The following is a 26953-nucleotide window of genomic DNA, read 5'->3' as shown; positions in this document are numbered from 1 at the left end:
GTCAGCCTGCTGCTGAACCGGGTTGCAAAGGTAACACCATTCAGGCGATGTTTGCAAGCAGTGAAAGAAAAATATTTCGGAAATTTTTCCCGGAAGACCGTAGCATGAAATGCCGCTGCTGAACACAGGACTGGGATTTAAGGCCCGCTTGCTCGTTCATCTCTCCTCCCCAACTTCACTTCCCTTCCTGCTGAACGGGATGCAAAAGTACGAATCCTTTTTTAGCCTGCAAGCACCCGAAGCAAAGATTTTATATGCCACCCCCTAAGTGGCTGGAAACGTGCAAGATTATTTTACACTGTTGCCCTTCCGGTGCCCTGCCCCTTTCTGCCCGCCTCCGTTAAAGAAGCTGGTATGCCTGCCTGGCTGCTCCGGGCGTGAAGTGATAACAGTTTAAGGACCCGGCAAAGTTCCGGAACTATTCAAGAATTTCTTAACCCTAGATTATACTTCTATTTAAAGCAAAAGCTCCGCTATAGGTAGCAGGGCTTTTCTGATTCCTGATTTTTACTCTATTATATATAGTAACTATACTTCTCCTTTTACTCCTGCTACACTATCTGCGTACTCCTGCAGGTACTCATATCTCTTTGTTAGCTCCCCTTCTTTAGCTATAGTTGCTCTTGCCAGCATGCCACCCTCATCGTTGTTAAAGAATTGTGGAAATACATAGTCTATAATGTTACGGCCAAAATCGCGGGAGGCATTGCGGGGCAGTTCGCAGGGCAGGTTGTCAACAGCCATTACCGTTATGTTGTCTTCTGAACTATAAGGAGGCTCTAATTCTCCGGTTCTGCAGTTATAGTCGTAGGCCGGGTCAGGTATGGTAGTGGCGCGCTTGGTGGTAGGTATCGATCCGTCTACATCGCAGGTAATGTCGGCTATAGTATTGATCTTGAAATCCGGTTCGCAGGTGTCTTCTTCTGTAAATAGTTTCGGGGCGCGTGGGTCCCAGTAAGCGCAGGCCATTAGCAGGTCGGTTACCCGGGTAAACTTCCGGAAAGTGCTTTGGTATAGTTCGGGGTGTGCATAAAAGTCGGGCGAGTCCCACACTTCTACATCGGGCCGGGTGTTATAGTCGCCGGAGTGCAGTTGGGCATATACCGGCTCGTTGAATTGCTTGTATAAAAAGTCGAACACGCTTACTTTCCGGATCTCCATTTTATTAAGCACTTCCATAGCGCCTCCTGCCACACGGCCGCCGCCTGTTACGGCAATTTTTATGGGAGGCAGCTTCACTTTAAAGTATTCCTCCTGCATGTCGTCCATGTCGTGGCACAGGTAAGCTGGCTTCAGGTCGAATAATTTGTGTTTTTTACCGTAAGTGAGTATGCCATTATAAGCACCAACTATACCGGCATAGCGGCCAAAGGCTACCACACGCTGCCCTTTCGCATCAGTCAGCAGCTCATAATCTATAAGGGTGATGTTCTTATCTAGCACAGCCCGCAGCAGTTTGGCATTGTGGGGCTGCTTTTTTATAGTATGCGAAAAGAAGAAGTAGGTCTTGTCCGGGATCAGCTCATTTATCGGCACTTCTTTTACGCCCATCAAAACATCACAGTCATTAAGGTCGGTTTGTACCGTTACATCCAGCTCTTCGTATTCAGCATCTTTAAAACAACGCACTTCGCTTGGCTGCACTACTACTTCCAGTTCCGGAAATTCCTGCATGGCTTCAACGCACTTTTTAGGCGTTAAAGGCACACGCTTATCTACGGGTATTTTACCTTCTTTAATGAGACCGATCTTAACTTTACTCATATGTGAAATGCTGAATTATTCTTTGCTGTTTACTGTTTGAAGATATGCCTGCACCAGCCCTCCGGAACATTACCCTGGGGCGCCTGTTTAAGGTGTGGCACATAAACTATAGCTGGCAAATTACACCTATATATATAGAGTGTCTGCACACGCATAACTATTTACCTTTGATGGTTCAATATAAAAACAATTACTATTACTTTTGTAGAAAATCATAAACGGCCTTAAAGCCATAGTTTTACTCAATAAGATTTAACCCAATTTCCCAATCAATATTTCATCGATATGATATTTAAAACCAAACCTGCAGACGTGTTTAAGGAGCGCCACAACGGTCCTGACAAAGAGCAGATGCAGGACATGCTGCAAACCATCGGGGTAGACTCGCTGGACCAGCTGATTGAGGAGACCGTACCGGCCGCCATCCGACTAAAAAACCCATTAAACCTGCCAGCTGCCCTGACAGAGACTGAATTCCTGAACCAATTCTCTCAGATCGCGAAGCAGAACAAAGTATACAAGTCGTATATCGGGCTTGGCTACAATGACACGATTATGCCTCCGGTTATACTTCGTAATATTATGGAGAACCCGGGTTGGTATACTGCCTATACTCCTTATCAGGCTGAGATCGCACAGGGCCGTTTAGAAGCCCTGATCAATTACCAGACAATGGTAATGGATCTGACAGGTATGGAGATCGCCAACGCATCGTTGCTGGACGAAGGTACTGCCGCTGCCGAAGCCATGGGTATGTTCTTTGCAAACCGTAAAGGAGGCCGCAAAACTGCCAATCGTTTCTTCGTATCGGAACTGGTATTGCCGCAAACTATAGATATCCTTCTTTCGCGCGCTATTCCGATCGGTATTGAGCTGGTAATCGGCGATCACCGTGAAGTAGATTTCGCTGACGAAACCTTATTTGGTGCTTTAGTGCAGTATCCTGCTGCTGACGGTGCCATTTTTGATTATACAGACTTTATATCTAAAGCACATGCGCAGGAAATGTATGTAGCTGTTGCTGCCGACATCCTTTCGCTTACCTTATTAACCCCTCCGGGTGAAATGGGCGCTGATGCTGTAGTTGGCACTACGCAACGTTTTGGTGTGCCAATGGGCTTTGGTGGTCCGCATGCGGCGTACTTTGCTACAAAAGATTCGTTCAAGCGTGTTATCCCGGGCCGTATTATTGGTATCTCTGTGGATGCAGCCGGCAACAAGGCTTACCGCATGGCCCTGCAGACTCGTGAGCAGCACATCCGTCGTGAGAAAGCTACTTCCAACATCTGTACTGCACAGGTATTATTAGCTGTTATCGCTGGTATGTATACTGTTTACCATGGTCCACGTCGCCTGAAGTATATCGGTTTAAATACACATGCTTTAGCGCAGCAACTGGAGAAAGGCCTGAAAACATTAGGCTTTGAGCAGCAGAACGAGCAGTACTTTGACACACTTAAAATTGCTGTAGAGAGTGCTGAACTGAGAGATGCTATCCGTACTGAAGCTGAAGCAGCAGGTATCAACTTCCGTTACTTCGGTGAGAACAACATCGGTATCTCGCTTCACCAGAACACCAACCTGGCAGATGTAAAGGCTATACTTGCTGTATTTGCGAAAGTAGCTGGCAAGTCTGCTGAAGTATTAACTATAGATGCACTACCAGAAGAAACTGATGTAACCTGGGCTGACAGCCTGATCCGTAAGAGTGAGTACCTCACGCACGAAGTGTTTAACAAGCACCACTCTGAGCACGAGATCCTGCGTTACATGAAGCACCTTGAGAACAAAGACATTTCTCTGGTTCACTCGATGATCTCTTTGGGCTCTTGTACCATGAAGCTGAACGCTACTGCCGAGATGATCCCGGTTACATGGCCAGAGATCGGGCAGCTGCACCCATTCGCTCCAGCTGATCAGACAAAAGGTTATGCACAAATATTTAAAGACCTGGAAGCGTGGCTTTGTGAGATCACCCGTTTTGATGCGGTTTCGTTGCAGCCTAACTCAGGTGCACAGGGCGAGTACGCTGGCCTGATGGTTATCCGTGCTTACCACGAGTCACGCGGCGATCATCATCGTAACATTTCGCTTATCCCATCTTCTGCACACGGTACTAACCCAGCTTCTGCGGTTATGGCCGGTATGAAAGTGGTTATAGTTAAGTGTGATGAGAAAGGTAACATTGATGTTGCTGACCTGCGCGCGAAAGCTGAACAGTATAAGAATGAATTGTCTTGCTTAATGGTAACGTACCCATCTACACATGGTGTGTACGAGGAGAGCATCATCGAGATCTGCCAGATAATACATGACAACGGTGGCCGAGTTTACATGGACGGTGCCAACATGAATGCACAGGTAGGTTTAACGTCGCCGGCACACATTGGCGCTGACGTTTGCCACCTGAACCTGCACAAGACCTTCTGTATCCCTCACGGTGGTGGTGGTCCTGGTATGGGCCCGATCGGTGTGGTAAAAGACCTTGCTCCGTTCCTGCCTGGTCACGCTGTAGTTGATCTTGGTCGTAAAGATGCGATCAATGCTATCTCTGCTGCGCCTTGGGGTTCTGCTTCTATTCTTCCTATCTCTTATGCTTACATTGCCATGATGGGCGGCGAAGGCTTAACAGAGGCTACGAAGATCGCTATACTGAACGCGAACTATATTAAGGCTCGCCTGGAGCAGCATTATCCTGTCCTTTATGTAGGCTCTAAAGGCCGTTGCGCGCACGAGATGATCCTAGATTGCCGTGAGTTCAAGAAGTATGGCGTAGAGGTAGAGGATATTGCGAAGCGTTTGATGGACTATGGTTTCCATGCGCCGACTGTATCGTTCCCGGTAGCTGGTACTTTGATGGTGGAGCCAACTGAGTCTGAAGCACAGGAAGAACTGGACAGATTCTGCGAGGTGATGATCTCGATACGTGAGGAGATTCGTGAGATTGAAGCCGGCAAAGCTGACCAGAAGAACAACGTGCTGAAGAACGCGCCACATACAATGAAAGTAGTGATGGTAGAGAACTGGGAGAGACCTTACTCTCGTGAGAAGGCAGTGTTCCCGATGGCTTACCTGCGCGACAATAAAGTATGGCCAACTGTTAGCCGCATCGACAGTGCATATGGCGACCGTAACCTGGTTTGCTCTTGCGCCCCGATAGAAGCTTACAACGAGAATGGAAATGAGATGGTAGCTATCGGCTAACCTAACTCCCAACTTATACTAACAGAAGCCTGGCCACATCGGTCAGGCTTTTTTGTTTTTAAACTCTTACTTTAAAAGTCCTCGACAAACCCCTGAATTTCATCGACTAACAACCCATAAATTGCAAAAAATGTATTATTTCAATAAAAGTCTAAACACTGAATCATAGTTTTAAAAAATTTTTAATTTTTTTTCAAAAATATTCAGTGCAAGAAAATGGCTTTAGCGTGCACTAAACTAACTTTTGGCACTTTACTCATAAATCCATAGGACAATTTTTTACATATTCCGCTTTTTGTATATATAAAATCCATAACTTTGCAACCGTTAAATCGTTAGAGTAGTCAAAAAACTATAAACAATATGAAAAAATCAGTATTACTAGTTGCTTTTGTTACGATTTTGGTAATTAGTTATACTTCTGCAATGGCACAAGTAGCTACAACAGGTAGCAGCTTAGCCCTACGTTTAGCACAAGGAGCAAACACTCCATCAGGTGCTGCGATGTTAACCTCTGGTGGTATAGTTGCTACAGCTGCCGCTAAAGTTCATGTTTCTGTTATCCCTGCTTTTGCTTTACCAACTGAAGGCATTGAAGCTCCGGTTGCAGCTCCATTCTCAGTAGAAGCTGAAGTAGCTAACGAAACAACAATGGCTGAAGAGCTAAACACTTTTATTGCCCAGGAGCGTGCTCTTAAGCAGCGCAGCTGGTTCCGCAAGAAAAAGTAATTAACCCCTTAAGTATCCGGCTTTTGACAGCCATTGCCCCGGGTGGTGCGTATAGTTACATTATTCGCCACCAACCCTCACAGCAATGTACCACGCTTCAAAAGTATTCGACTCTGTTCTGCGGCAAATACCGGCCTTCTTACTACTGTTGCTCCTTACTTATTGCACGGTAGGGCCGGATATAAAAAGCAGTTACAACAGCTCTTCAAATTTCAGAGTTTACCAGACCTACGCCTGGCATAGTGCAGAACTTCCTACGCCCACTATAGGCAGCGGCCCGGCCTACAGCCCACTGCTCGATCAGCAGATAAAACAAGCTATTGAAAGTGAATTAGTGAAAACAGGGATGCGGCCCGCAGAGGAATCTCCGGACCTGCTCATCGCCTACGACATTGCGTTGCCCGCCACAAAGGCATCGGAAGCGGATTTTGCTCCCGGATTTGGGTATGGCTATAGTTATTGGTATGGCTACAGGTTCAGGTATAGTGTATCCGGAATGCCTGCTTACAGGAGTGTGAGCGATCTGCCGCCAGGTACCCTGATCATAGACCTGATAGAAGCCAGTACCAACCAACTGGTGTGGCGCGGCTGGTACGAAGCAGAAATAGACCCCACCGCCCTAGGCAGCTACGACCTTAACAAAGCGATTGCCAATATTATGTCGAGTTATCCGCCTGTACCGCAAACTACCCGATAAACTTATTTAAAACTATAGTTCAGACTGATTCCACCGAAATAATTACGGTCCGGGGCAGGCTGATAAAAGCGGCCACCAAAAGCGTTCAGGTCATTTCCTAAACTATAGGTTTCATTGGTCAGGTTGTCCACTCCGGCAAAAACATCCAGCTGCAGCTGCCCAGCTATAGTTTTGCGGTAACCGGCTTTTGCGCCTATAACTACAAACCTGTCAGCGTAGACCGTGTTCTCATCATTTAGCGGAATCTTCTCTGTATAGTTAGCCGTTGCATTAAAGTACAACCCCACATTCGTTGCCAGATCTAAACCTGCTGTAGCGGTGTGCGGTGCTATGCCAGTCAGTTTATTGCCACTAAAGTCATCTTCGTCCTGCTGATATTCTTTGAAACGGAAATGATTAAAGGTATAGCTTCCCCACACTTTAAACAGACTTACTGCATTTGCCGGAGCATCTATTATACTATAGTTCAGCGCTGTTTCTAAACCTTTCTGAGAAGTAGACCCCACATTCCGGAACACAGCCACACTCGATGCATCCTGGCGGCTAACTATAGTCTCTTTCAACCTGAAGTAAAAACCGACCACATCAAAGCTCAGCCTGTTCTGCAAACTATAGCCGCGCACTCCCAACTCATAGTTCGTTCCTTTTTCAGCTTCCAGGTCTTCGTTTAAGTTTCCATCTGAGGTCAGTATCTCTTCTTCGGTAGGTGGCGAGAAACCGGAGCTTATACTGGCATGTGCTGATATCTGGTCGGTCAATCTTTTAAGCAGCGCAACTCTTGGCGAAAGTACAGCCTCAAAATCTTTGGTATAGTTTATAGTTGGTGCCTGCGCTAGTCTTATGATCTCGTATTGTGTGTCATTCAGGCTGAGGGCTGCAGTAAAGATGAAATCAGATGGCAACTCGAGCTCTGCCTGGCTGAATACAAAGCCGGTTTTAGCTGTTACTTCATCGTCGGTGCGGAGGGCGCCTACAGAGCCACTGTTGTTGTCATAGGTGCGAGCTGCTTCAAAACCGCGCTGAAACTCGCCGCCAAAAGTATAAGTTGCCGGTAAGGTAGCTATAGTTGTTTTGTAGGTAAAGCTGCTGCGTCCGCCATATTCCTGGTTTGCGTTGCGTTCGTAGTCGGTGTTAAACGGATGATCGCGGAAGCGGTGCAAACTATAGATGGCTGTTGAATTACTGAAATTATCTGTGAAACGATAGTCCTGCTTCAGGCCGATGTTTATGCCTTCCTGGTTCATGGCTGTCTGCTGCTTCACGCTTCCAAACTCGCCGCCGCGTGCCTGCCTTGGGTTTGCATCATACTGCTCTTTTGTAATGCCGCCGGGCAGTTCGTAATACAGATCAGAGTAAATGATATGCGAAGTTATCGTTTGCTTATCCGATACATAGAACTCCGGAGAGATGAGTAGCACTTTTCTATCGAAAGCGGATTGCTCGCGGTAGCCGTCGTATTGCTGATGAGTGTACTGTACCAGCACGTTATTTTTAGCAGAACCTGCACTGGCTGTAGCTGCATATTTTTGGAAACCGTAAGACCCCATCGTTATGCCAGCTCCAATGGATGCGCCAAGTTGCCCGCGCTTCGGCTCTAACAGTACCGTACCACCAGTTCCTGCGCCGTAAACACTTGCTGTAGGTCCTTTCAGAATTTCTATACTTTCTATACTTGCAGCATCTAATAAGTTAAGCGCAGCTGTTCCGTTTGCTTCGGTCAGCGGAATGCCGTTAAAGTATAGCTTCACATTCCGGATGCCGTAAGGCGAGCGCAGTGTGCTGCCCCGAACCGAAATGCGGTAACTGGCCGGCGCACGTTCATCCATCCGCACACCCGGCACCGTGTTCACAGCCCTCACCAACGAACTTTCATCCGAGCGCTGAATAACGTCACTATCAACTATACTAATGGCACCTGCCGTTTGCAGCAAAGGCCGGTTAGTCTCGAAACCCTGCACTTTAACTTCTTTTAAAATATTCTGACGGGGCTGTAGTTCGGTATAGTAAACTATAGTTTGCCCATGCTCTATTGTTATAGTATCAGCTACAAACCCGATGTGCGAGATAATAAGGTAAGTTGCCTGCGCCGGAACGGTTAAACTATAGCTGCCATCTGTAGCGGTTTGCGTGGTTTGGCTGGTGCTGACTTTAACTATAGCGCCTGGTATAGTTTGCTGGCTTTGCGCATTCCGGACAACACCTTTCACTATAGTTTGCGCCATAGTTGCCGGACAGATAACAAGCAGAAAAAAGCTTAAAAGAAGACGTATTTTCATAGGGTAGAAGCAGAAACTTAATTCAGAACGTGCAACGGGGCACATTGTTTATAGCTACAACTATAACTCGCCAACTATAGCCAATAAAAAAGCTCCGACAGAACCTGCGGAGCCTTTCCAAACTATGAAAGCTAATGAGATTTTTTATATCAATTCAATTGATCTGTCTTATTTTATCTTGAACTCGGTTCTGCGGTTTTGCTGGTGCTGCTCTTCAGGGCACTCCACGTTATCGCCGCAACCGTTTACAAGCCTGGTCTTACCGTAGCCTTTGGCTGTCAGGCGGCTTCTGTCTACACCTTTCGATACCAGGTAATCTACAGCGGCGTTGGCTCTGCGCTCAGACAGCAGTTGGTTATAGTTCTGGCTTTCGCGGCTATCCGTATGCGAGCTCATTTCTATTTTAATTTCCGGGTTGTTCTGAAGCACCGTTACCAGTTTGTCCAGTTCTGTAGCTGCATCTGGTCTGATGTCCCATTTATCCAGGTCGTAATAGATGTTCTCCAGCACGATCACGCGGTCCAGCTCATTCTTGTCGAATAAGAGCGCTACCTGTATAGTATCACCTGCTGTTTCCGGTACCCGGGTAACTGCCTGCTGTGTAAGGTAACCGGCCTTTGTGCCTAACAGCGAATAGTTCGCGCCTTTAAAGCCATCCATAAAGTATTTACCCTCATCATCAGAGATAACCGTAGCTGAGTCAGCTTTATTTTCCTGAGACACTACAACCTTAACCTGCGGTAGCGGCACTTCTATGTTCTTTTTCTTCTCGTTCTGCTTGCGCTCCAGAGTTTTGATGGCAATCACCACCGGCTTTTTCAACACTTTAAAACTATAGATGTCTTCGGTGCCGTTGTCAGCATCGCGATTAGATGACAACATTCCGCTTTCGCCCGGCTCTGTAAACATAATACCATAGTCGTTTTTAGGAGAGTTTATCGGGTTGCCCATGTTACGGACACCGCCCCAGTTGCCATGTTCACCAAGGGCAGCAAAAATATCCAGGCCGCCCATGCCCGCATGCCCATCCGATGCAAAGTATAGTTTACCGTCGGCATCTACATACGGGAAGCTCTCGCGGCCCGGCGTGTTTATAGTTGCACCTGCGTTTACAGGCTTGCCCCAGCTGCCATCGGCCTGGCGGGTTGTATAAAAAATATCAGTGTCACCCAGGCTACCAGCCATATCAGAGGCAAAGTAGAGGATCTGCCCATCTGCCGACAGCGCCGGGTGACCTACTGAATACTCAGTAACGTTGTTATAAGCAAATGGCTGGATGTTGCCCCAGTTGCCATCTACTTTCTCAGCCGAAAATATTTCCAGTCGGTTAATATGCTCCGGCTTCTCGGCATCTTTTACCCAGCTGGTTGGGTCAGGGTTTACGTTGTTGCGCTGGCGTACCATGTGGGTTCTTGTAAAATAAAGCACCTGGCCATCTGTAGCCGCCGATGCTGTTGCATTATGGTATTCTGAGTTTACCACATCCTGCAATGCTGTAGGTGCTCCCCAGTTGCCTTGCGCATCCGGTTCAGCAGTGAATAGTTGCAGGTAAGGGCGGCCGGTCCAGCCATACACATCTGCTTTTGCATCAGCAGAAATTCCTCTGTCAGAAGTAAAGATGATGCCTTTGCCAAACGGCGCCGGGCTGAAATCAGAAAAACCGCCCACATTAACGCCAGCTAATGTCTGTACCTCGGCAGTTGGCTCCTGCTGCAACCACTTTATAGTTTGGTCAGTAGCGGCTACCAGTTTCTGTGCTTTCTCAGCATTTTCAGGCATGGTCTCACCCCATTTCATATATTCTACTTTTGCCTCGGCATATTTACCGTTGCTGCGAAGCGCTTCTGCATAAAAGAAATGGTTCATCGGATTGCTGCCCGGTAGTTGCACGGCCTTGGCATACCATTGCTCTGCCTGGTGCGTCTGGCGCGTCATGCGGTAAGCGTCAGCAATACGCTGGGTGGTTTCAGCGTCTGGCTCGCGCTTTTCTATAGCTGTTTTATAGTCTTCAAGGGCAAGTGCAAAGGCATAGTTATCAAAATGCTTGTTAGCTTTACGGAGGTCTGATTGCGCCTGCGCCACCGAGCCAAAGCTCAGCATGGCTGCTACAACTAAATAGATGGGTGTAGATTTATAGTTCATATGCTTTCAGGCTATAGATTAAAAGTATTGTGGGGTAAGCATTCTGGTATCAGTCTTTCTGAAGAAGTAATACCCGATTGATATTTCGTGTGTGTTAAAAGAATCCAGGTCGTTGAGCATCTTATCGTAGGCATAACCTAAGCGCAGCGATTTATGGATCTGCAGTTCCCCGATAAAAGCGATGGCCGTACGGTTTTTTATGTTATTATTGTCCGGGGTGTCGTTAAAGAGTTTCATGCTCGTGCGGTACGATCCGCCTAACCATAATCTGTCGGCTAACAATACAAAGGCGTTCAGGTCTACAGCTGTCGGGGCGTTAAAATCCTCTTTCACAAGCATACTTGGCTTCAGCTTTACAAACGGACCTACATCAAACACATAGCCTGTAGTAAAGTAATAGTGGCGTTCCGGCTCAATGTTATCCATATCCTTGTACTGCAGCAGGTCTGATGCCGAAAGGCCCGCATAAAAACGCTGCGTATGGAAGTAAGCTCCGATCTTGACATCCGGATGAATGTTAGTTTCTGAGCCTGCAGGTATGGAAGGATCATTCTCAATACCCAGTTCGTTGCCATCAATTTTGGTTTGTACCAGTCCCGGTGCAAGGCCCAGGCTAAATACGCCCGTTTCGCTTACCGGCAACTTAACCGCAATGTTGGCATATGCCGAGATAGCAGACTGTGCCCCGATCTGGTCGCGGGTCAGCGCTAAACCAAGTCCCAGTTTGCTGCTGGCCAGGATGCCGTCTATGCTAAGCGCCTGTGTAGTTGGCGCCCCATCAATGCCTGTCCACTGCGAGCGGTGGAAGGCATTTACGTTGAGCACATTCTTGCTGCCAGTATAAGCAGGGTTAATGCCCATACTGTTGAAGATGTATTGTGAGTACTGTGGGTTTTGCTGGGCGCTCGCCGAGAAGGCTAAAAGCAGGGCCAGCAGTGTGTAAACTATTCTCATTTTCTTAAATGTTTTTGCTTTATGTTGGCCTGATGCTTAGCGGAAGATGGTTACATAACCTGTAAACACCTGGTCTTTGCCGTCGCATAGTTTCACGATCACTTTATAGAAGTATGTACCCTGCTCCAGACCTTTTCCGGTCCAGTCGTTCTGGTAATTTTTCTGCTTGTAAACTTCCGTGCCGTAGCGGTTAAAGATCATCACTTCGTTGCCGGTATATTTCTCCAGGTTAGTGATCTTCCAGGCATCGTTTATACCATCACCATTCGGGCTAAAGGCTTTCGGGAAGTTCAGGTCACCGCTTACCAGCGACATATCCAGCGCGATCACAGATTCAGGACTGCTGCAGCCATTTGTGTTAGCTACCACTCTGATATCTCCAGTTACATTGGCATTATCCGCTTTCACTTTGATAGATGTTGTGCCCTGGCCAGAGATGATCGTGATGCCAGCCGGAACTGTCCAGGTATAATCTGTAGCACCTTCTACTGCTGCGATGCTGTAAGTCAGGCCTTCGCAAAGTGAGCTGTTATCGGTTATTGGTCCTGCTGAAGTTGGCGGTGTTGTGATTCCAGCTGCAAATACTCCTGCATCGCTGTCGCCGCACGCGTTGGTTACGATCAAGGTTACTTCACCGCCAGTTTCACCTGCAGTTACTGTAATGCTGTTCGTGCCGTCGCCGCTTTCAATGGTCCAGCCCTGTGGTACTGTCCAGGTATAGTTGGTGGCGCCTTCTACAGCTGTTACACTATATACATTGCCTGTGCTTGCTGCACACGTCTCAGACGGACCAGTTATAGTTGGTGTAGCTGGCTTAACGGTTGGGGCTACTGCCATAGTTGCTGTTGCACCTGCTCCGCAGCTGTTGCTTATAGTTACAGTTACATCACCGGCCTGCTCGCCTACAGTTACTTCTATAGTTGGGGTATGATTTCCGCTTACAATTGTCCAGCCTTGTGGCACTGTCCAGTTATAGTCTGTAGCACCATCAACAGGAGTTACACTATAGGTCAGCGAGGTACCGATACAAGCTCCGGCGGTTCCAGTTATAGTTGCTGCTGCCGGTACATCGCTGGCTGCTACCGTAAAGGTTGCTGCTTCGCTGCTTCCGCATTCGTTATCCGCTGTTACCGTTACGTTACCTGAGGTTGCACCTGCCAGTACTGTTATCTTCGTCGTACCCTGACCTTCAGTTATCTCCCAGCCGGTTGGTACTGTCCAAGTGTATCCTGTAGCGCCTGCTACCGGAGCAATCTCATACGTCGGCGTGCTGCCTGCGCAAAGTTCGCTGGTACCTGCAATTGGCGTTGGTTTTTCAGGAACAGGAAGTATGGTTATAGTTGTAGTTGCCGGCTCGCTCTCGAAACAGCTGTTCTTCACTTTTACCGAGATCGTGCCACCTGTTGCGCCTACATTTATAGTTGCTGTTGCTGCACCTGGCTCACTTGTAAGGGTTATACCGCCAGTTACGCTCCACTCGTAAGTTGCACCTTCGCCGGCACCAACTACAGTGTAGGTTAGGCCTTTTGCATTAGCACAAGCCTGCGCCGGACCGCTTATAGTTACAACTGGTTTAGGAGTTACAACCACATCTTTAACAACGGTATATTCATTTCCGCACAGGTCTGTTACTTTCACCTCAAGGGTGCCACCTGTGTTGCCAGCTTTTATAGTTATAGTTGTAGCCGTTCTGGATACTTCTGTAAAGCCTGCAGGTAAAGTATAGGTATAAGTTGCACCTATCACCTCTGTTATAGTAAAGGTTGTTTCTTCACCTTCGCATACGTCACCATCTCCTGTTATAGTTAACGTTGGAGCATCGCAGGTAACATCAATCGGTTCTTCGTCGGTGTTGTCGCCTGGGGTAGGGTCTGGTAAGGTTGGGCTTGTAATGGTAGCCACGTTCACAATGTTACCGGCAGCTACTATTTTAGCAACTATAGTCAGTGTTACGCTCTCGTCTTTGCCCAGTGTTCCTACTGCATAAATTCCTGTAGTTGGGTCGTAAGTACCTTTTGTTACTTCGTGGCTCTGGTATTGCAGGCCGGCTGGCAGTATATCTGTTACTACTACATTTTCAGCTGCGTTAGGACCGCTGTTGCTGGCAACTATAGTATAAGTTACTAATCCACCAACTTTATAAGGTGCGCCGCTTGCTGTTTTAGTAATGCTGAGGTTAGCAGCCGGTACTGGTACATCAATTGGTTCTTCTTCGGTGTTATCGCCTGGGTTTGGATCCGGATCTTTACCAATTACTGTAACTCCGTTTTTGATATTACCTGATGCAATTACTTTAAATACCAGTTTGAGTGTGGCTGTGCCTGTATTTACAAGCGTGCCTACATTCCAGGTGTGGGTAGTTTCATCGTAAGTCCCTTGTGAGGCAAACTCAACACGCACAAATTCAAGACCTGCCGGTATGTTCTCTTTTACCTGCACATCGGTAGCCGTACCAGGACCGTTGTTGGTAGTAGTAATCGTGTAAGTTACTTCGGAACCTACCGTGTAATTTCCTTCGGCTGCTTCTTTGGTAACAGCTAAGTCGGTAACCACAACGTTTGGCAGGAACACGTTATTAGAGGTCAGGTTAACCTGACCTGTTAATGACAGCACCCTACCTATAACTACTACGCCCGCATCCAGTGTTATATCGCCTTGCGCGAGTATCGTTCCCTGGAAACCCGTAGAGCCTCCCAGGATCACATCACCTGTTACGACCCAGTAAATATTGCTTGGCTGCGCGCCGTTCATAGTCAGTACACCCGCCGCCGGAGCATCCGTAAGCAGGTTACCATCTATTATAAACACGAAAACGGAGTTAACATCTCCGCGGCCATCCACTGCAAGCACGCCTTTAAAACTGGCATCCCCTGAAATTTTGTAAGTACCAGGCCCTAAAGGCAAAGCACTTTCTCCGAGGTTCCCCGCTATACTTGTGGTAGGTGTTCGGGCATATAAAGCGTTGTAGGCAACCAAGGCGTCCTGAGCAGCATTAACAGCAGACGGCGTGTTGTTTTCAACTTTGCCGGATTTCACAACAAGTCCCGACTCTCCATTAATGGTGCTACCTGGGCTTACACCCACGTTACCAGTAACGCCTGTCTGGCCGGTGTTGTTGATCTGAGTGGAGGCGAGCACTGCATAACTACTTGCATTGCCCAGTACATCTTGTGTCTGTCCATAGCTAAGGGTAATGCCGACAGATAAGATGGCACAAATCAGCAGTAAAATTTTATTCATATGGATATATTGAAATGAAATATTCGCGGAATAGAATATATATAGATTGATCTATACATATTGAACAATTTCATTTACTTAAAATATCGGAATATGTTGTGATAAATTCAAAAAATTATAGATTAATATATAAAAAAAGCCATATATATAAAATAATTTACATTTTTATAAAAATCATCCATTATACAAAATATATAACACCGCATACACTTCCGTTAAAAAAAATCTCAAAATCCTATAATTAACATCGTGGAATAGACTAGATTATGCATGATTATATGGATGATTAGCTAAAGCCTGGTCTTAATGTATTATGGAGAAAAAAGGTAAAAGATTTATAGTGTATGGCTGGGTTTATAGTTACCGTTTTCCAACCACCCCAACCCCTCAGAGCTACGCTCTCTTCCTTCGAAATCTCTTACCGGTAGTCTAAGGCGGGGAGCTTTCTGCTTTTTACTTTGTCATCTCGAACAGCGTGAGAGATCTGGTACAGTTTAACATCCCCCTTCGCCCCCTTCAAAGGGGGACTTTCGGCCTTTTCTATAGTTGACTTTATTGTTTCATGGCTTCAGCCTATCGCGTGGACAGGTCGCGACCTGTCCCTACGGAACTACAGCCACGATAAAACTCGAAGCTTACCGGTTCAAACTATAGAAAAGCGGTTGCTATGAGAAATTTCTCAGTCTTTGGGTTGAGCGCCTTGTGAATATCTGGTGGCGAAGCCATTGCGAAGAATGAGCAAAAGAGATTCGCACAGCGCGACGCCCGAAGACGGGGCCTCCCGGCCGTGAGGGCACCAAAGCTGAATTGAAACGATAGGTAAATAAAGCTCCCAGGATTAGAAGTGATTTGATACTACAGCTTGGTTCAGGTTAGAAGACTAATTAGACTATAGGACACATAAGATCCCTCGGCTAACGCTCGGGATGACAAAAAAAAACACTCGTAAGTTTTCCGGGAAAAAAGCAACAAAAAAAGCCCTATTACCGGAGGGGTAACAGGGCTTTCAAAAAATCTTATTCAAACTTATACATTCACATGGCGCTCGGCGTGGTACGATGAACGAACCAACGGTCCTGACTCCACATATTTGATACCTCTGCTCAAACCTTCTTCACGGTAATGCGCAAAAAGGTCTGGGTGTATAAATTCTGCTACTTCTATGTGTAGTTTTGTTGGCTGTAAGTATTGGCCTAAGGTTAAAATATCGCAACCGTTGGCAGCAAGATCATCCATGGCCTGGTAAACCTGCTCGCGTGTTTCGCCGAGGCCTAGCATAATACCAGTCTTCGTGCGTTTGCCATACTCTTTTGTGCGACGGATCTGCTCCAGGCTTCGCTCGTACTTGGCCTGCGGGCGCACCTGGCGGTATAATTCCTTCACCGTTTCCATGTTATGCGATACCACTTCCTGACCCGGAGAGATCATGGTGATCAAAGCATCCCAGGTTCCTTTTACATCGGGTATCAGGGTTTCTATAGTTGTAGCCGGCGACAGTTCTTTTACTAACCTTACTGTTTCGTGCCAGATAGCAGCGCCGCGGTCTTTCAACTCATCGCGGTTTACAGAGGTGATAACGGCATGCTTTACACCCATCAACTGTATAGCCTCAGCTACACGGCGTGGCTCATCTTCGTCGTACTCGTTCGGGCGGCCTGTAGCTACAGCGCAGAAAGAGCAGCTGCGCGTACAAACATTACCCAGAATCATGAAGGTGGCCGTACCTGCGCCCCAGCACTCACCCATGTTTGGGCAGTTGCCGCTTTCGCAGATGGTATGCAGTTTATATTCGTCTACGATGTTACGTACTTTAGCATATTCCTGCCCTACAGGCAGCTTTACGCGAAGCCAGTTTGGCTTACGTATCTTGCCGTTTTCACTCAGTTCTGCCGGAGTGGTATTGGGCTGTATTACCGGAAGTGATATGATTTCATCCATGCTGCAAAGATAGGAAGTAATGTTTTAAGAGACATTAGTTTTGTGTCTCTTTCCTTTGCAACATGAACCATTAAAGAATTGTTCGCCGCGGGGTTATTTACGGCGTCCGTAATAGATATTTAGGTACACAGAAGTAAAGCGGCTGTTGTTACTTGCTTCCGGAATAATGACCAGCTCTTTGGTATACATTTCCAGCATCACACCTACTTCAACACCGGCTATACTTTCGTTATAGCGACCATACTCGAAGCTAAGGCCGGCTTTTACGTGCGCTCCTATGTTCAGCGATGCTTCGCCTAAACCTGTGAACACACCGCCACTGCCCTGTATGCGAGCCAGGTCTTTATGGTCTGCAGGGTTGTATTGTTCGGTCCGTACATCGTTCGGGATACCTGCCTGCCCATAGTTGTAGCGCACATAATAAGGCACCAGGAAACCCAGCGATGGGCCAACTGCACCTATTGCATTTACCTGTACCCCCGATTCGGCTGCTTTCCGGAAAAGTACCAGCTCACGGCCATACTGCGGACGCATTACAAATAAATAATTCTGCTTACCCCGGATGTACGAATCACCGGTTTCGCCACTATAAAAGCGCTGCTCCCGGGGATGTTTTACCTCTACAACCTCAAGGGCGCCAAACTGCAGCATATTATCGCTCATCGTATAAGCCGACCGGATAAAGGCGCCGCCAATAAGCCCGCCATTCGAGTTCAGATTTATACCATAGCTCAGCTCTTTTTCAAAAGACTGTTCTTCTTCAGACTGGGCAAGCGCCGGCAAAGCAATACCTGCAAAAGCGAGCGTAAGCACGAAAGCGATGTATCGGATCACTTGGAATAATTTATAGTTTATTTAAAAGTAAGTAAATTCACGCTTTATTCAAATCAATACGCAAAATGGCAACTATCAAAAATAAATACCAGGGCGAGCTTCGCACCCAGGCCAGTCACCTTGCATCGGGCAACACGATCATCACCGACGCACCACTCGATAACAACGGCCGCGGCGAAGCATTTTCACCGTCTGACCTTGTTTGCGCTGCGCTTGGCAGTTGCATGATGACCATAATGGGCATCGTGGCTGAACGCAACAGCATTTCCCTGGAAGGCATGGAAATAGAAACCACTAAAATTATGGTTGCTGATCCACGCCGCATAGGCGAGATTGTGCTTACATTTAAAATGCCGGCTATAGCCTATACTGCAAAAGAAAAATCTTTGTTGGAGAATGCTGCCCGCACCTGCCCGGTTGCGCTAAGCCTTCACCCGGAAATAAAGCAAACGGTAAGTTTTATCTATCAGAATTAGAACGAAAGTTGCTGCTTCTTTAGTTAGAGGCAGCAACTTTTTTCTTCATTTCATCTAAGTTTATCCCTAAGTGGGAGGCATCATAGGTACACATGCCATCCTGCACCAGCAACAATTGCGGCGACTGATGCTGCACATGCAATACTTCTGCTATTTCATTTGATACAGGGCGGTAAGCCAGCAGGTCCAGGTAATAAGGTTTCACGTGGTCGAGGCCTTTGCCAGCCCATTGGCGTTCCAGGCGGCTTTTAGCTGTTGAACTGATCGAGCAGGAAGTACTGTGTTTAAAGATAACAACAGGGGTATGCTTCGATTCTTCCAGTATTTTATCTAGCTGTTCGGTGCTGTTCAAAGGGTGCCAGTTCATAGTTAAATGTTGTTTGTAACGTAGTTTATTACCCGCCAGCCTGCTTCTTGGTTGCCTTCCGGCGCAGGAATGTTTTCTTTTTCAGCGGCTTGCCCGCCTCATCAAACTTATACTGACGACGCTCATCACGTTTTTTCACCCTTTTGCGGGCAGCTTCTCCTTTTTTAAAGGTATAAGCATCCGTATTCAGGTGGGTTTCTTTATAAGTAGATTCCGTTTTTTCGGCTTCCCTCAGAAAACGCTTTTGTTCCTTTTTTTGCTTATCGTCGCTCAGGTTCTTTATCTGCGCCATGGCAGGCAAGGAACCCAGTAACAGTAGCAACAAAAAACTGAATATCCATTTAGTAAACGCTTGCATCATAGGCCTCCTCTCTTACAACATACTTATAGTTTACGAGGTTTTATCTTAGAAGAACAGGAATTTCTTCTTCCTTTGTACCAACCCGTTCTTGTTAGTTGATACTTTTATAGCTTCCATGTTACCGGAGCCTTTCACAGACACCTTCGTGCTTTTGCCATTAGGTGTCGGGCAGGGAATTCCTTTTTTATTACAACCTGTAGCAAACGAAAGCGCTGCACACAGCAACACAAAGCATAAAATCCGGTTATAGGTCATGGCTGTTCGGGTAAGTTCTGTTATTAGTACGCAAGTATGGCCTCTACCTTTTCGCGGAGGCGCTGTTTAGGCAAAAACTCTGCTTCCAGTGGCGGTGCAAAAGGCACGGCTGTATCTAAGCTGGCAACACGGGCAACAGGGCCATCCAGATGCTCAAAGCAATTTTCCCCGATCCAGGCTGCAATTTCGCCGCCTATGCCACCTGTTAATGTATCTTCGTGTAGTATTATAACGCGGCCGGTCTTGGCTACCGTATTGCGTACGGCCTCTTTATCCCAGGGCAGCAGAGAACGCAGGTCCAGTATTTCTATGCTTGTGCCCGGCATTTCCTGCTGTAGTTGCTTGGCCCAGTGCACGCCCATACCATAGGTTATAATCGATAAGTCTTCGCCTTCGGCCACTGTTTTAGCTTTGCCTATTTCTATAGTATAATAATCGTCCGGAATATCCTGAGAAATAGAACGGTAAAGCAGTTTGTGCTCAAAATACATCACCGGGTTCGGGTCTTCGATAGCGGCGTTCAGCAACCCTTTGGCATCATACGGCGACGAAGGGTAAACTATTTTAAGCCCTGGTGTATGGAAGAACCAGGCTTCGTTGCTTTGCGAATGGAACGGACCAGCTGCAGTACCTGCACCTGTTGGCATACGCACTACCACATCGGCATTCTGGCCCCAGCGGTAATGGCTTTTGGCAAGGTTGTTCACGATCTGGTTAAAAGCGCAGGTCACGAAATCGGCAAATTGCATCTCCACCATACTTTTTTTACCCTTTACAGACATGCCCAGGCCAATACCAACTATAGCCGACTCGCAAAGCGGAGTGTTGCGCACGCGGTCCTTACCGAATTTATCAACAAAACCTTCTGTAATTTTAAACACACCACCATATTCGGCAATATCCTGACCCATTAAAACCAGTTCCGGGTAGCGTTCCATGCTCTGGCGCAAACCATCCGAAATGGCATCTACAAAACGTTTCTCGGTTTTGGCTCCTGAGGCCGGTGCTACAGGTTGCTGCACATAAGGCTTATACATGTCAGCTATTTCATCCTGGCGGTTGGCAATAGGCATTGGTGTGGCAAAGGCTGTCTGCAGTCCTTCTTCAATTTCTGCTTTCAGTTCTTCGCGTATAGTTTCTACCGCTTTTGGAGTAAGTACCAGGCCATCCAGCAAAAACTTCTCGTAGTTCTCAACCGGGTCTTTCTTCGCCCATTTCTCGAACAGCTCCTGCGGCACATATTTCGTACCACTGGCCTCTTCATGGCCACGCATTCTGAATGTCATCGCCTCTATCAGCACCGGGCGCGGATTCTTGCGCATACTGGCCGCTGTCTGCTTTACTGTATGGTACACTTCCAGCAGGTTGTTGCCATCTATCTGCAAAGCATCTATGCCATAAGCAGGGCCTTTATCTATAAACTGATTGAATTTAAACTGCTCGTTGCTTGGCGTAGACAAACCATACCCGTTATTCTCGATCATGAAAATAACCGGCAGGCCCCAAACCGCTGCCACGTTCAGCGCCTCATGAAAATCGCCTTCCGAAGCACCGCCATCGCCACTATAAACCAGTGTCACTTTTTCTTTCTTGTCCAACAGATCGGCCAGCGCTATACCGTCGGCTACAGCTAATTGAGGACCCAGGTGCGAGATCATACCAACTATATGGTGCTCGTTAGACCCGAAGTGGAAGGAGCGGTCGCGGCCTTTGGTGAAGCCGGTTGTTTTACCCTGGAACTGCGCAAAGAGTTTATCCAGGGGCATGTTTCGGCTGGTAAATACACCTAAATTGCGGTGCAGCGGTAAAATATATTCATCCTGTTCCAACGCCATCGCCGATCCTACAGAAATAGCTTCCTGGCCAATGCCGGAAAACCATTTACTTACCTTGCCCTGGCGCAGCAGCACCAGCATACGCTCTTCAATCATGCGCGGCTTCAATATAGCTCTGTAAAGGGAGATCAGTTCGTCGTCGGAATATTCTTTGCGGTTATAGTTCATCTCAGAAATTAGAAACTTCGTTACGGGTAGGCAAGTTACTATATTAGCCTCAGCTACAAAATATAGTTGCTAATTTATACTTTTGTTTATGGTTGATGGCTAAATGGCTGCATTGTTATAAAACTCACGAACTATAGTGTATAGTATAACAATTTAACCATGTAGCAATTTAACAATTAAGATATGATACAATTTAAGGAATTTACGCTTGATAACGAGTTGCGCGTGATCGTGCACGAAGACCATACCTCGCCAATGGCAGTGTTAAATGTGCTGTATGATGTGGGCTCACGCGATGAAGTGGAAGAGCATACTGGTTTTGCCCATTTGTTCGAGCATTTGATGTTCAGCGGTTCGGTGAATATCCCAGTTTATGATGAGCCCTTACAGCGCGTAGGCGGCGAGAACAACGCCTTTACCAGCCCTGACATAACCAATTATTACCTGACCGTGCCGGCACAAAATATAGAGACCGGTTTCTGGCTGGAGTCGGACCGCATGATGGACCTGGCATTTAGTGACCACGGCCTGGAAGTGCAGCGCAAAGTAGTGGTAGAAGAGTTTAAGCAGAACTACCTGAACCAACCTTACGGCGATGTGTGGCTGAAACTACGCCCTTTAGCTTATAAAAACCACCCGTACAAATGGGCAACTATAGGTAAGGAGATTTCGCATATCGAGGATGCTACGATGGACATTGTGAAAGCTTTCCATAAAAAGCATTATTCGCCAAGCAACGCTATTTTGGTAGTGGCAGGCAATATTACCTTCGACCATGCCAAAGAGCTGACCGAAAAATGGTTTGGCCCGATACCTGCCGGCGAAAAGTATGAACGCCATATACCAAATGAGCCAAAGCAAAACGAGCCGCGTGTACTGGAAACCAGCTCAGATGTGCCGCTTAGCGCCATCTATAAAACCTACCACATGCCTCACCGCACACACGATGACTACTATGCCGTCGACCTGATCAGCGATATTCTGGGACGTGGTAAATCGAGCAGACTCTATGAGCAACTGGTAAAAGAGCAGAAGCTTTTCAACTCTATTTCAGCATCCGTAACTGGAAGTATAGAACCAGGCCTGCTGATTATACAAGGCAAACTGAACGAAGGCGTAGACCTGCAGGAGGCCAATGCCGCCATCGAGAAGATTAACCAGGAACTGATGGATACGCCGGTAGATGAGCACGAACTGAACAAAGTAAAGAACCAGGCCGAAACCAGTTTAGTATTCTCGGAGATTGAGTTGCTGAACCGTGCTATGAACTTAGCTTATGGCAAGCTATTAGGCGATGCCAATTTCGTAAACACCGAAGGCGAAAAGATACAGGCCATCACGCCACAGGATATCCAGCGCTGCGCCCGTGAAATACTTGACCCAAATAACTGCTCTACCCTGCTTTATAAAGCTGAGAAGAAAGAGAAAGAAGTAGCGGCGGAAGTATAAACTATAGTTGATGTAAAGTACAGAAAGCGGCCTCAACAGCCGCTTTTTCTGCTTCATAAACTTATTCGTTCGCTATGTTCCATTTTTAGAATCAGAACTTTTCAGGCATAACATTTGTATATACAAACATCAGGTATAAATTTGTACCAGCTATAGTAGCTAAGTCATGCGAATAGAAGACGAAATACATCAGAAGCACTTTACAGACGATTACCGCCGTTTGATGGCTAACCTGTTGTTTACCAACAACTGGGTAAACCAACAGGTGATCCCATTCTTTAAAGAGTTTGGGCTTACGCTACAGCAGCATAATGTACTGGCCATATTGCGTGGCCAACACCCTAACCCTGTTTGCTTTGGCGATATACAGAACCGCATGGTAGACCGAAACTCCAATGTTACCCGCCTGATAGACAAGCTGATCGAGAAGAGCTATGTAACACGCGATATTTGCGATGCCAACCGCCGAAAAATTGATGTGCGCATAACTGACAAAGGGTTGAAAAAGCTGGAGGAGATAGATAACAAATCGCCGGAGCTGTTTGCGCGTTTCCATGGGCTTACCCGCGAGGAAGCAGTACATACAAGTAACCTGCTGGATAAATTACGGGGTTAAACATTTTTTTTGACTCAATGTTTGTATACACAAATAATGTACAAACCTGAATATAGATTTTAAAATTACCTTGAGCCGAACGCGAATAAAAAGCATTAAAGCTCTCTCTAAATTGAATAACACTAATTACAAATACATAATATGACACAAGCGCTTTTAAAACCGATAAACCTCAACGGACTGCAACTGAAGAACCGAGTAGTTATGGCTCCTATGACACGCAGTCGCGCAGACAACGAAGGCAACATACCAAACGACCTGATAGCAATTTATTACCGCCAGCGGTCAGGTGCCGGACTTATCATTGCGGAAGGTTCGCAGATATCTAAACAAGCTGTTGGTTATATCAATACCCCTGGCATTTACTCGGAAGAGCAGGTGGAGGGCTGGAAAAAAGTAACAGAAGCGGTACACGAAGAAGGCGGCAAGATATTCCTGCAACTATGGCACGTAGGCCGTATGTCGCACCCCGATTTCCATAACGGAGAATTACCTGTAGCGCCGTCAGCTATAAACCCTAACGACAAGGCTTATACACCAAAAGGCTTTAAAGATACGGTTACCCCTCGCGCCTTAACCATACCTGATATCAAAGCCATAGTGCAGGATTTTAAGAACGCAGCAAAGAATGCCCTAGCGGCTGGGTTTGATGGCGTGGAGATTCATGCTTCTAATGGTTACCTGCTACACCAGTTCTTTTCGCCAACCTCAAACATTCGTACGGACGAGTACGGCGGCTCAATTGAGAACAGGGCTCGCATTCTGTTTGAAGTGATAGATGCGATTAAAGAAGTGGTGCCGGTTGAGAAAGTAGGTGTTCGCCTGAACCCAAGCCTGCACGGCGTTTTTGGCATGTCTCTGAACGAGGAAACTATCTCAACCTTTGACTATATAGTTGAAAACCTGAACAACTATAACCTGGCTTACCTGCACTTATCTGAGCCCTTTACAGATGTAAGCAGCGTGCCGGGCGCAGAGCCAAATATCGCGAAGCGTTACCGCCCTATCTATAAAGGCAACCTTATTATAAACGCCGGCTTTACGCAAGAGAGCGGTAACAAAGTACTGGACGAAGGAAATGCAGACATGGTAGCTTTTGGTGTACCTTTTATCGCAAACCCGGACCTGCCTGAGCGCTTTGAACAAAATGCAGAGCTACAGCAGCCGGACAAGAACACATTCTACACACCGGGCGCTAAAGGTTATATAGATTACCCCGCACTGGCTGAAATAGAAGCATAAGCCAGCACTGTTGTAACAGATATCAGTAAAAGCCGGCTACCATTCAGGTAGACGGCTTTTATTTTTAAACGCACTTCCAACTATAGGTTAAACCATCAGCTTCTCAACCCGTCAAAGAAAAAGCACCTACACTGCCACAAAATCGTATTTTTCGATTAGATTTACTTTACGATACTCCGCTTCATTAAAAAAGCGTAACCTATACCTATGAAATTAAAGATCAGAACCGGCTTCGGTTACGATGTGCACCAACTACAGGAAGGACTTGACTTCTGGTTGGGTGGCATCAAAATCCCACACTCACACGGCGCACTGGGCCACTCCGATGCCGATGTACTTGTTCACGTTATATGCGACGCCCTGCTGGGTGCTGCCAACATGCGCGACATCGGTTTCCATTTTTCAGATAAAGACCCGCAGTACAAAGGCATAGACAGCAAACTTTTACTGAAAGAAGTAGTACACATGCTGGCCCGCGAAGGCTACGACATTGGCAACATCGACTCTACTATCTGCCTGCAGGACCCGAAGGTTAACCCGCACATACCGGATATGAAAGCCTGCCTTGCCAAAGTAATGGGAATACCTGAAAACGATATTTCTATTAAGGCCACCACTACCGAATATCTTGGCTTTGTAGGCAAAAAAGAGGGCGTTGCCGCTTTTGCCACAGTGCTAATCATAAAACAGTAACTCAACCTGACCAAACTATAACCTTACCTTAAAACAATGAAACACCTGCATACCTATGGTTTTGTGCTGGCGGCATTGCTCGCAACGGGCTGCGCCACTAAAACCCCGACCGCAAAAGGCCCCGTTACAGACGCCGAACAACTACGCGCCGTGGCTACTACCTATGGCCAGACCATAACAGCCGCAGACCTTTCAAAGCACTTAACTATAATTGCTTCGGATGAGTACGAAGGCCGCAACACTGGCGAGAAAGGTCAGAAAATGGCTGCTGAGTACATTTCCAAAGAGTTTAGAGAAGATGGCCTGATGGGACCGGTGCAGAATGGCGCCAACCCTTATTACCAAACCTTTAACCTGGAGAAAGGCAACTGGGGTGAGGGCCATGTAATGGTAGGCACAAAGAAGTTTACCATGATGCAGGACTTTTTCCCGATGGGTTCGTCGGTTTACACAACCGAGAAAAGTGCTACGCCGGTATTTATTGCCGATAACGCTGCCATTGATACAGCAAGCCTGAAAGGCAAAATGCTTGTAACGGTGGTTATGAACATGAATGAGGCTGAAAAGAAGATGAATAACATCGGTCAGCTGGCACGTAAAGCCGAAGCCGCAAGTGTTATGTATGTACTTGGCGCCGACACCTTTACAATGATGAACCAGCGCTATGCTGGTCGTTTGCGCCAGGCATCGCTCTCGTTGCCAGGTAAAACAGACAGCCGTCGTACTACCACTTTTATTGCATCGCCAATGTTGGGTGCAGCCATTTTAGGCACAACCCCTGAAAAACTGAACGCTGCAGCTACCAACTATAAGCCTGTTACCAGCATAAATGTATTAACACAGCGCAACACCACGCCATTACCTACCGAGAACGTACTTGGCTTTATAGAAGGTACAGACAAGAAAGACGAAGTTATAGTTGTAACCGCACACTACGACCACGTAGGTGTGGAGCAAGATGCCCCAGGCGAAGACAAGATCTTTAACGGCGCCAACGACGATGGTTCAGGCACAGTAGCAGTTATTGAGCTTGCCGAGGCATTTGCAGCTGCTAAAAAAGCCGGTCATGGCCCACGTCGCAGCATCCTGTTCATGACGGTTACTGCTGAAGAAAAAGGACTTCTTGGCTCTGAGTATTATTCAGAGAACCCGATCTTCCCGCTGGCAAATACAGTGGCTAACGTTAACATCGACATGATCGGAAGAATGGACTTTGATTATGAGAAGAACAACGACAGCAACTATATCTATGTGATCGGGTCGGACAAGCTTTCTTCAGAGCTACACGCTATAAACGAGGAGGCTAACCAGAAGTACACAAACCTGAAGCTGGACTATAAATACAACGACGAGAACGATCCTAACCGTTTCTACTACCGCTCAGATCATTACAACTTTGCCAAGAACGGCATTCCGATCATTTTCTACTTTAACGGTGTACACGCCGACTATCACCGCCCAAGCGACTCAGTAGATAAGATCCTGTTCGACAGCGCTGAAAAAGTGGCTCGTTTAGCGTTCTACACTACCTGGGAGCTCGCTAACCGCGACAACCGCATAGTTGTAGACAGCAATAAAAAGTAAGCTTCTGTAGTTAGAAAATTAGAAGGTTAGAAAGTTAAAAAGTTAAAGAAGGCAGGACTGCAAACTATAGTTCACTCCTAAGTTGACTATAGTTTCTTTAGTTCCTACTTCAAAAACTTACCAACTTTC

General features: G+C 46.8%; 20 protein-coding genes. 9 read left to right on the top strand and 11 right to left on the bottom strand.

Going from position 1 to position 26953, the window contains the following annotated elements; translation table 11 throughout:
* Positions 1–528: 528 nt before the first annotated feature.
* On the bottom strand, positions 529–1764 hold the full coding sequence (locus ABS362_RS14335; protein WP_350413186.1) for an NAD(P)-dependent oxidoreductase: 1236 nt from the start codon (positions 1762–1764) through the stop codon (positions 529–531).
* 285 nt (positions 1765–2049) lie between these two features.
* Between ABS362_RS14335 and gcvP the strand changes: the two genes are divergently transcribed.
* The 3 genes from gcvP (at position 2050) to ABS362_RS14320 (ending at position 6394) form a co-directional block, all read left to right on the top strand.
* Complete coding sequence (gene gcvP / locus ABS362_RS14330) at positions 2050–4968, top strand: aminomethyl-transferring glycine dehydrogenase (protein WP_350413185.1); 2919 nt, start codon at positions 2050–2052, stop codon at positions 4966–4968.
* A gap of 363 nt (positions 4969–5331) precedes the next feature.
* Positions 5332–5697, top strand: a complete 366-nt coding sequence (locus ABS362_RS14325; protein WP_350413184.1) for a hypothetical protein — start codon at positions 5332–5334, stop codon at positions 5695–5697.
* A gap of 85 nt (positions 5698–5782) precedes the next feature.
* Positions 5783–6394 (top strand): DUF4136 domain-containing protein, encoded by a 612-nt coding sequence (locus ABS362_RS14320; RefSeq protein WP_350413183.1) that lies wholly within the window; start codon positions 5783–5785, stop codon positions 6392–6394.
* A 2-nt stretch (positions 6395–6396) separates the two neighbouring features.
* On the opposite strand, the gene ABS362_RS14315 is transcribed toward ABS362_RS14320, so the two are convergent.
* From ABS362_RS14315 to ABS362_RS14290, 6 genes are all read right to left on the bottom strand, one after another.
* Positions 6397–8670 carry a TonB-dependent receptor domain-containing protein gene (locus ABS362_RS14315; protein WP_350413182.1) on the bottom strand — a complete coding sequence of 758 codons (2274 nt, stop codon included), beginning with the start codon at positions 8668–8670 and terminating at the stop codon, positions 6397–6399.
* A gap of 168 nt (positions 8671–8838) precedes the next feature.
* Positions 8839–10812: an OmpA family protein gene (locus ABS362_RS14310; RefSeq protein ID WP_350413181.1), complete on the bottom strand. Its 1974-nt coding sequence runs from the start codon at positions 10810–10812 to the stop codon at positions 8839–8841.
* Between the two features lie 18 nt (positions 10813–10830).
* The gene (locus ABS362_RS14305; protein ID WP_350413180.1) at positions 10831–11766 is read right to left on the bottom strand and encodes a PorP/SprF family type IX secretion system membrane protein; all 936 of its coding nucleotides are present in this window, start codon (positions 11764–11766) and stop codon (positions 10831–10833) included.
* 36 nt (positions 11767–11802) lie between these two features.
* On the bottom strand, positions 11803–15006 hold the full coding sequence (locus ABS362_RS14300) for an ice-binding family protein (RefSeq protein ID WP_350413179.1): 3204 nt from the start codon (positions 15004–15006) through the stop codon (positions 11803–11805).
* A gap of 1026 nt (positions 15007–16032) precedes the next feature.
* On the bottom strand, positions 16033–16935 hold the full coding sequence (lipA, locus tag ABS362_RS14295) for a lipoyl synthase (protein ID WP_434086527.1): 903 nt from the start codon (positions 16933–16935) through the stop codon (positions 16033–16035).
* A gap of 102 nt (positions 16936–17037) precedes the next feature.
* Positions 17038–17778 (bottom strand): hypothetical protein, encoded by a 741-nt coding sequence (locus ABS362_RS14290; protein WP_350413177.1) that lies wholly within the window; start codon positions 17776–17778, stop codon positions 17038–17040.
* Positions 17779–17843: 65 nt separating this feature from the next.
* Between ABS362_RS14290 and ABS362_RS14285 the strand changes: the two genes are divergently transcribed.
* Positions 17844–18254, top strand: a complete 411-nt coding sequence (locus ABS362_RS14285) for an OsmC family protein (RefSeq protein WP_350413176.1) — start codon at positions 17844–17846, stop codon at positions 18252–18254.
* Between the two features lie 19 nt (positions 18255–18273).
* On the opposite strand, the gene ytxJ is transcribed toward ABS362_RS14285, so the two are convergent.
* From ytxJ to ABS362_RS14265, 4 genes are read right to left on the bottom strand one after another with little or no spacing between them, the layout of a single operon-like run.
* Entirely contained in the window at positions 18274–18621 is a 348-nt protein-coding gene (gene ytxJ, locus ABS362_RS14280) for a bacillithiol system redox-active protein YtxJ (RefSeq protein WP_350413175.1), read from the bottom strand.
* Between the two features lie 28 nt (positions 18622–18649).
* Positions 18650–18982: a hypothetical protein gene (locus ABS362_RS14275; RefSeq protein WP_350413174.1), complete on the bottom strand. Its 333-nt coding sequence runs from the start codon at positions 18980–18982 to the stop codon at positions 18650–18652.
* 45 nt (positions 18983–19027) lie between these two features.
* Positions 19028–19237, bottom strand: a complete 210-nt coding sequence (locus ABS362_RS14270; RefSeq protein ID WP_350413173.1) for a hypothetical protein — start codon at positions 19235–19237, stop codon at positions 19028–19030.
* A 23-nt stretch (positions 19238–19260) separates the two neighbouring features.
* Complete coding sequence (locus ABS362_RS14265) at positions 19261–21240, bottom strand: alpha-ketoacid dehydrogenase subunit alpha/beta (protein WP_350413172.1); 1980 nt, start codon at positions 21238–21240, stop codon at positions 19261–19263.
* Between the two features lie 183 nt (positions 21241–21423).
* Between ABS362_RS14265 and ABS362_RS14260 the strand changes: the two genes are divergently transcribed.
* The 5 genes from ABS362_RS14260 (at position 21424) to ABS362_RS14240 (ending at position 26824) form a co-directional block, all read left to right on the top strand.
* A complete protein-coding gene (locus ABS362_RS14260; protein WP_350413171.1) occupies positions 21424–22689 on the top strand; it encodes a M16 family metallopeptidase in 1266 nt (421 codons plus the stop codon).
* Between the two features lie 166 nt (positions 22690–22855).
* A complete protein-coding gene (locus ABS362_RS14255; protein ID WP_350413170.1) occupies positions 22856–23305 on the top strand; it encodes a MarR family winged helix-turn-helix transcriptional regulator in 450 nt (149 codons plus the stop codon).
* A gap of 141 nt (positions 23306–23446) precedes the next feature.
* On the top strand, positions 23447–24547 hold the full coding sequence (locus ABS362_RS14250; RefSeq protein ID WP_350413169.1) for an alkene reductase: 1101 nt from the start codon (positions 23447–23449) through the stop codon (positions 24545–24547).
* 207 nt (positions 24548–24754) lie between these two features.
* Complete coding sequence (ispF, locus tag ABS362_RS14245) at positions 24755–25240, top strand: 2-C-methyl-D-erythritol 2,4-cyclodiphosphate synthase (RefSeq protein ID WP_350413168.1); 486 nt, start codon at positions 24755–24757, stop codon at positions 25238–25240.
* Positions 25241–25276: 36 nt separating this feature from the next.
* The gene (locus ABS362_RS14240; protein WP_350413167.1) at positions 25277–26824 is read left to right on the top strand and encodes a M28 family peptidase; all 1548 of its coding nucleotides are present in this window, start codon (positions 25277–25279) and stop codon (positions 26822–26824) included.
* The last annotated feature ends 129 nt before the right edge of the window (positions 26825–26953 follow it).

The sequence above is a fragment of the Pontibacter populi genome (assembly GCF_040278685.1).
Taxonomy (GTDB): domain Bacteria; phylum Bacteroidota; class Bacteroidia; order Cytophagales; family Hymenobacteraceae; genus Pontibacter; species Pontibacter populi.
Note: the sequence above shows the minus strand (reverse complement) of the source record. Positions and strands in the feature narration are given on the sequence as shown.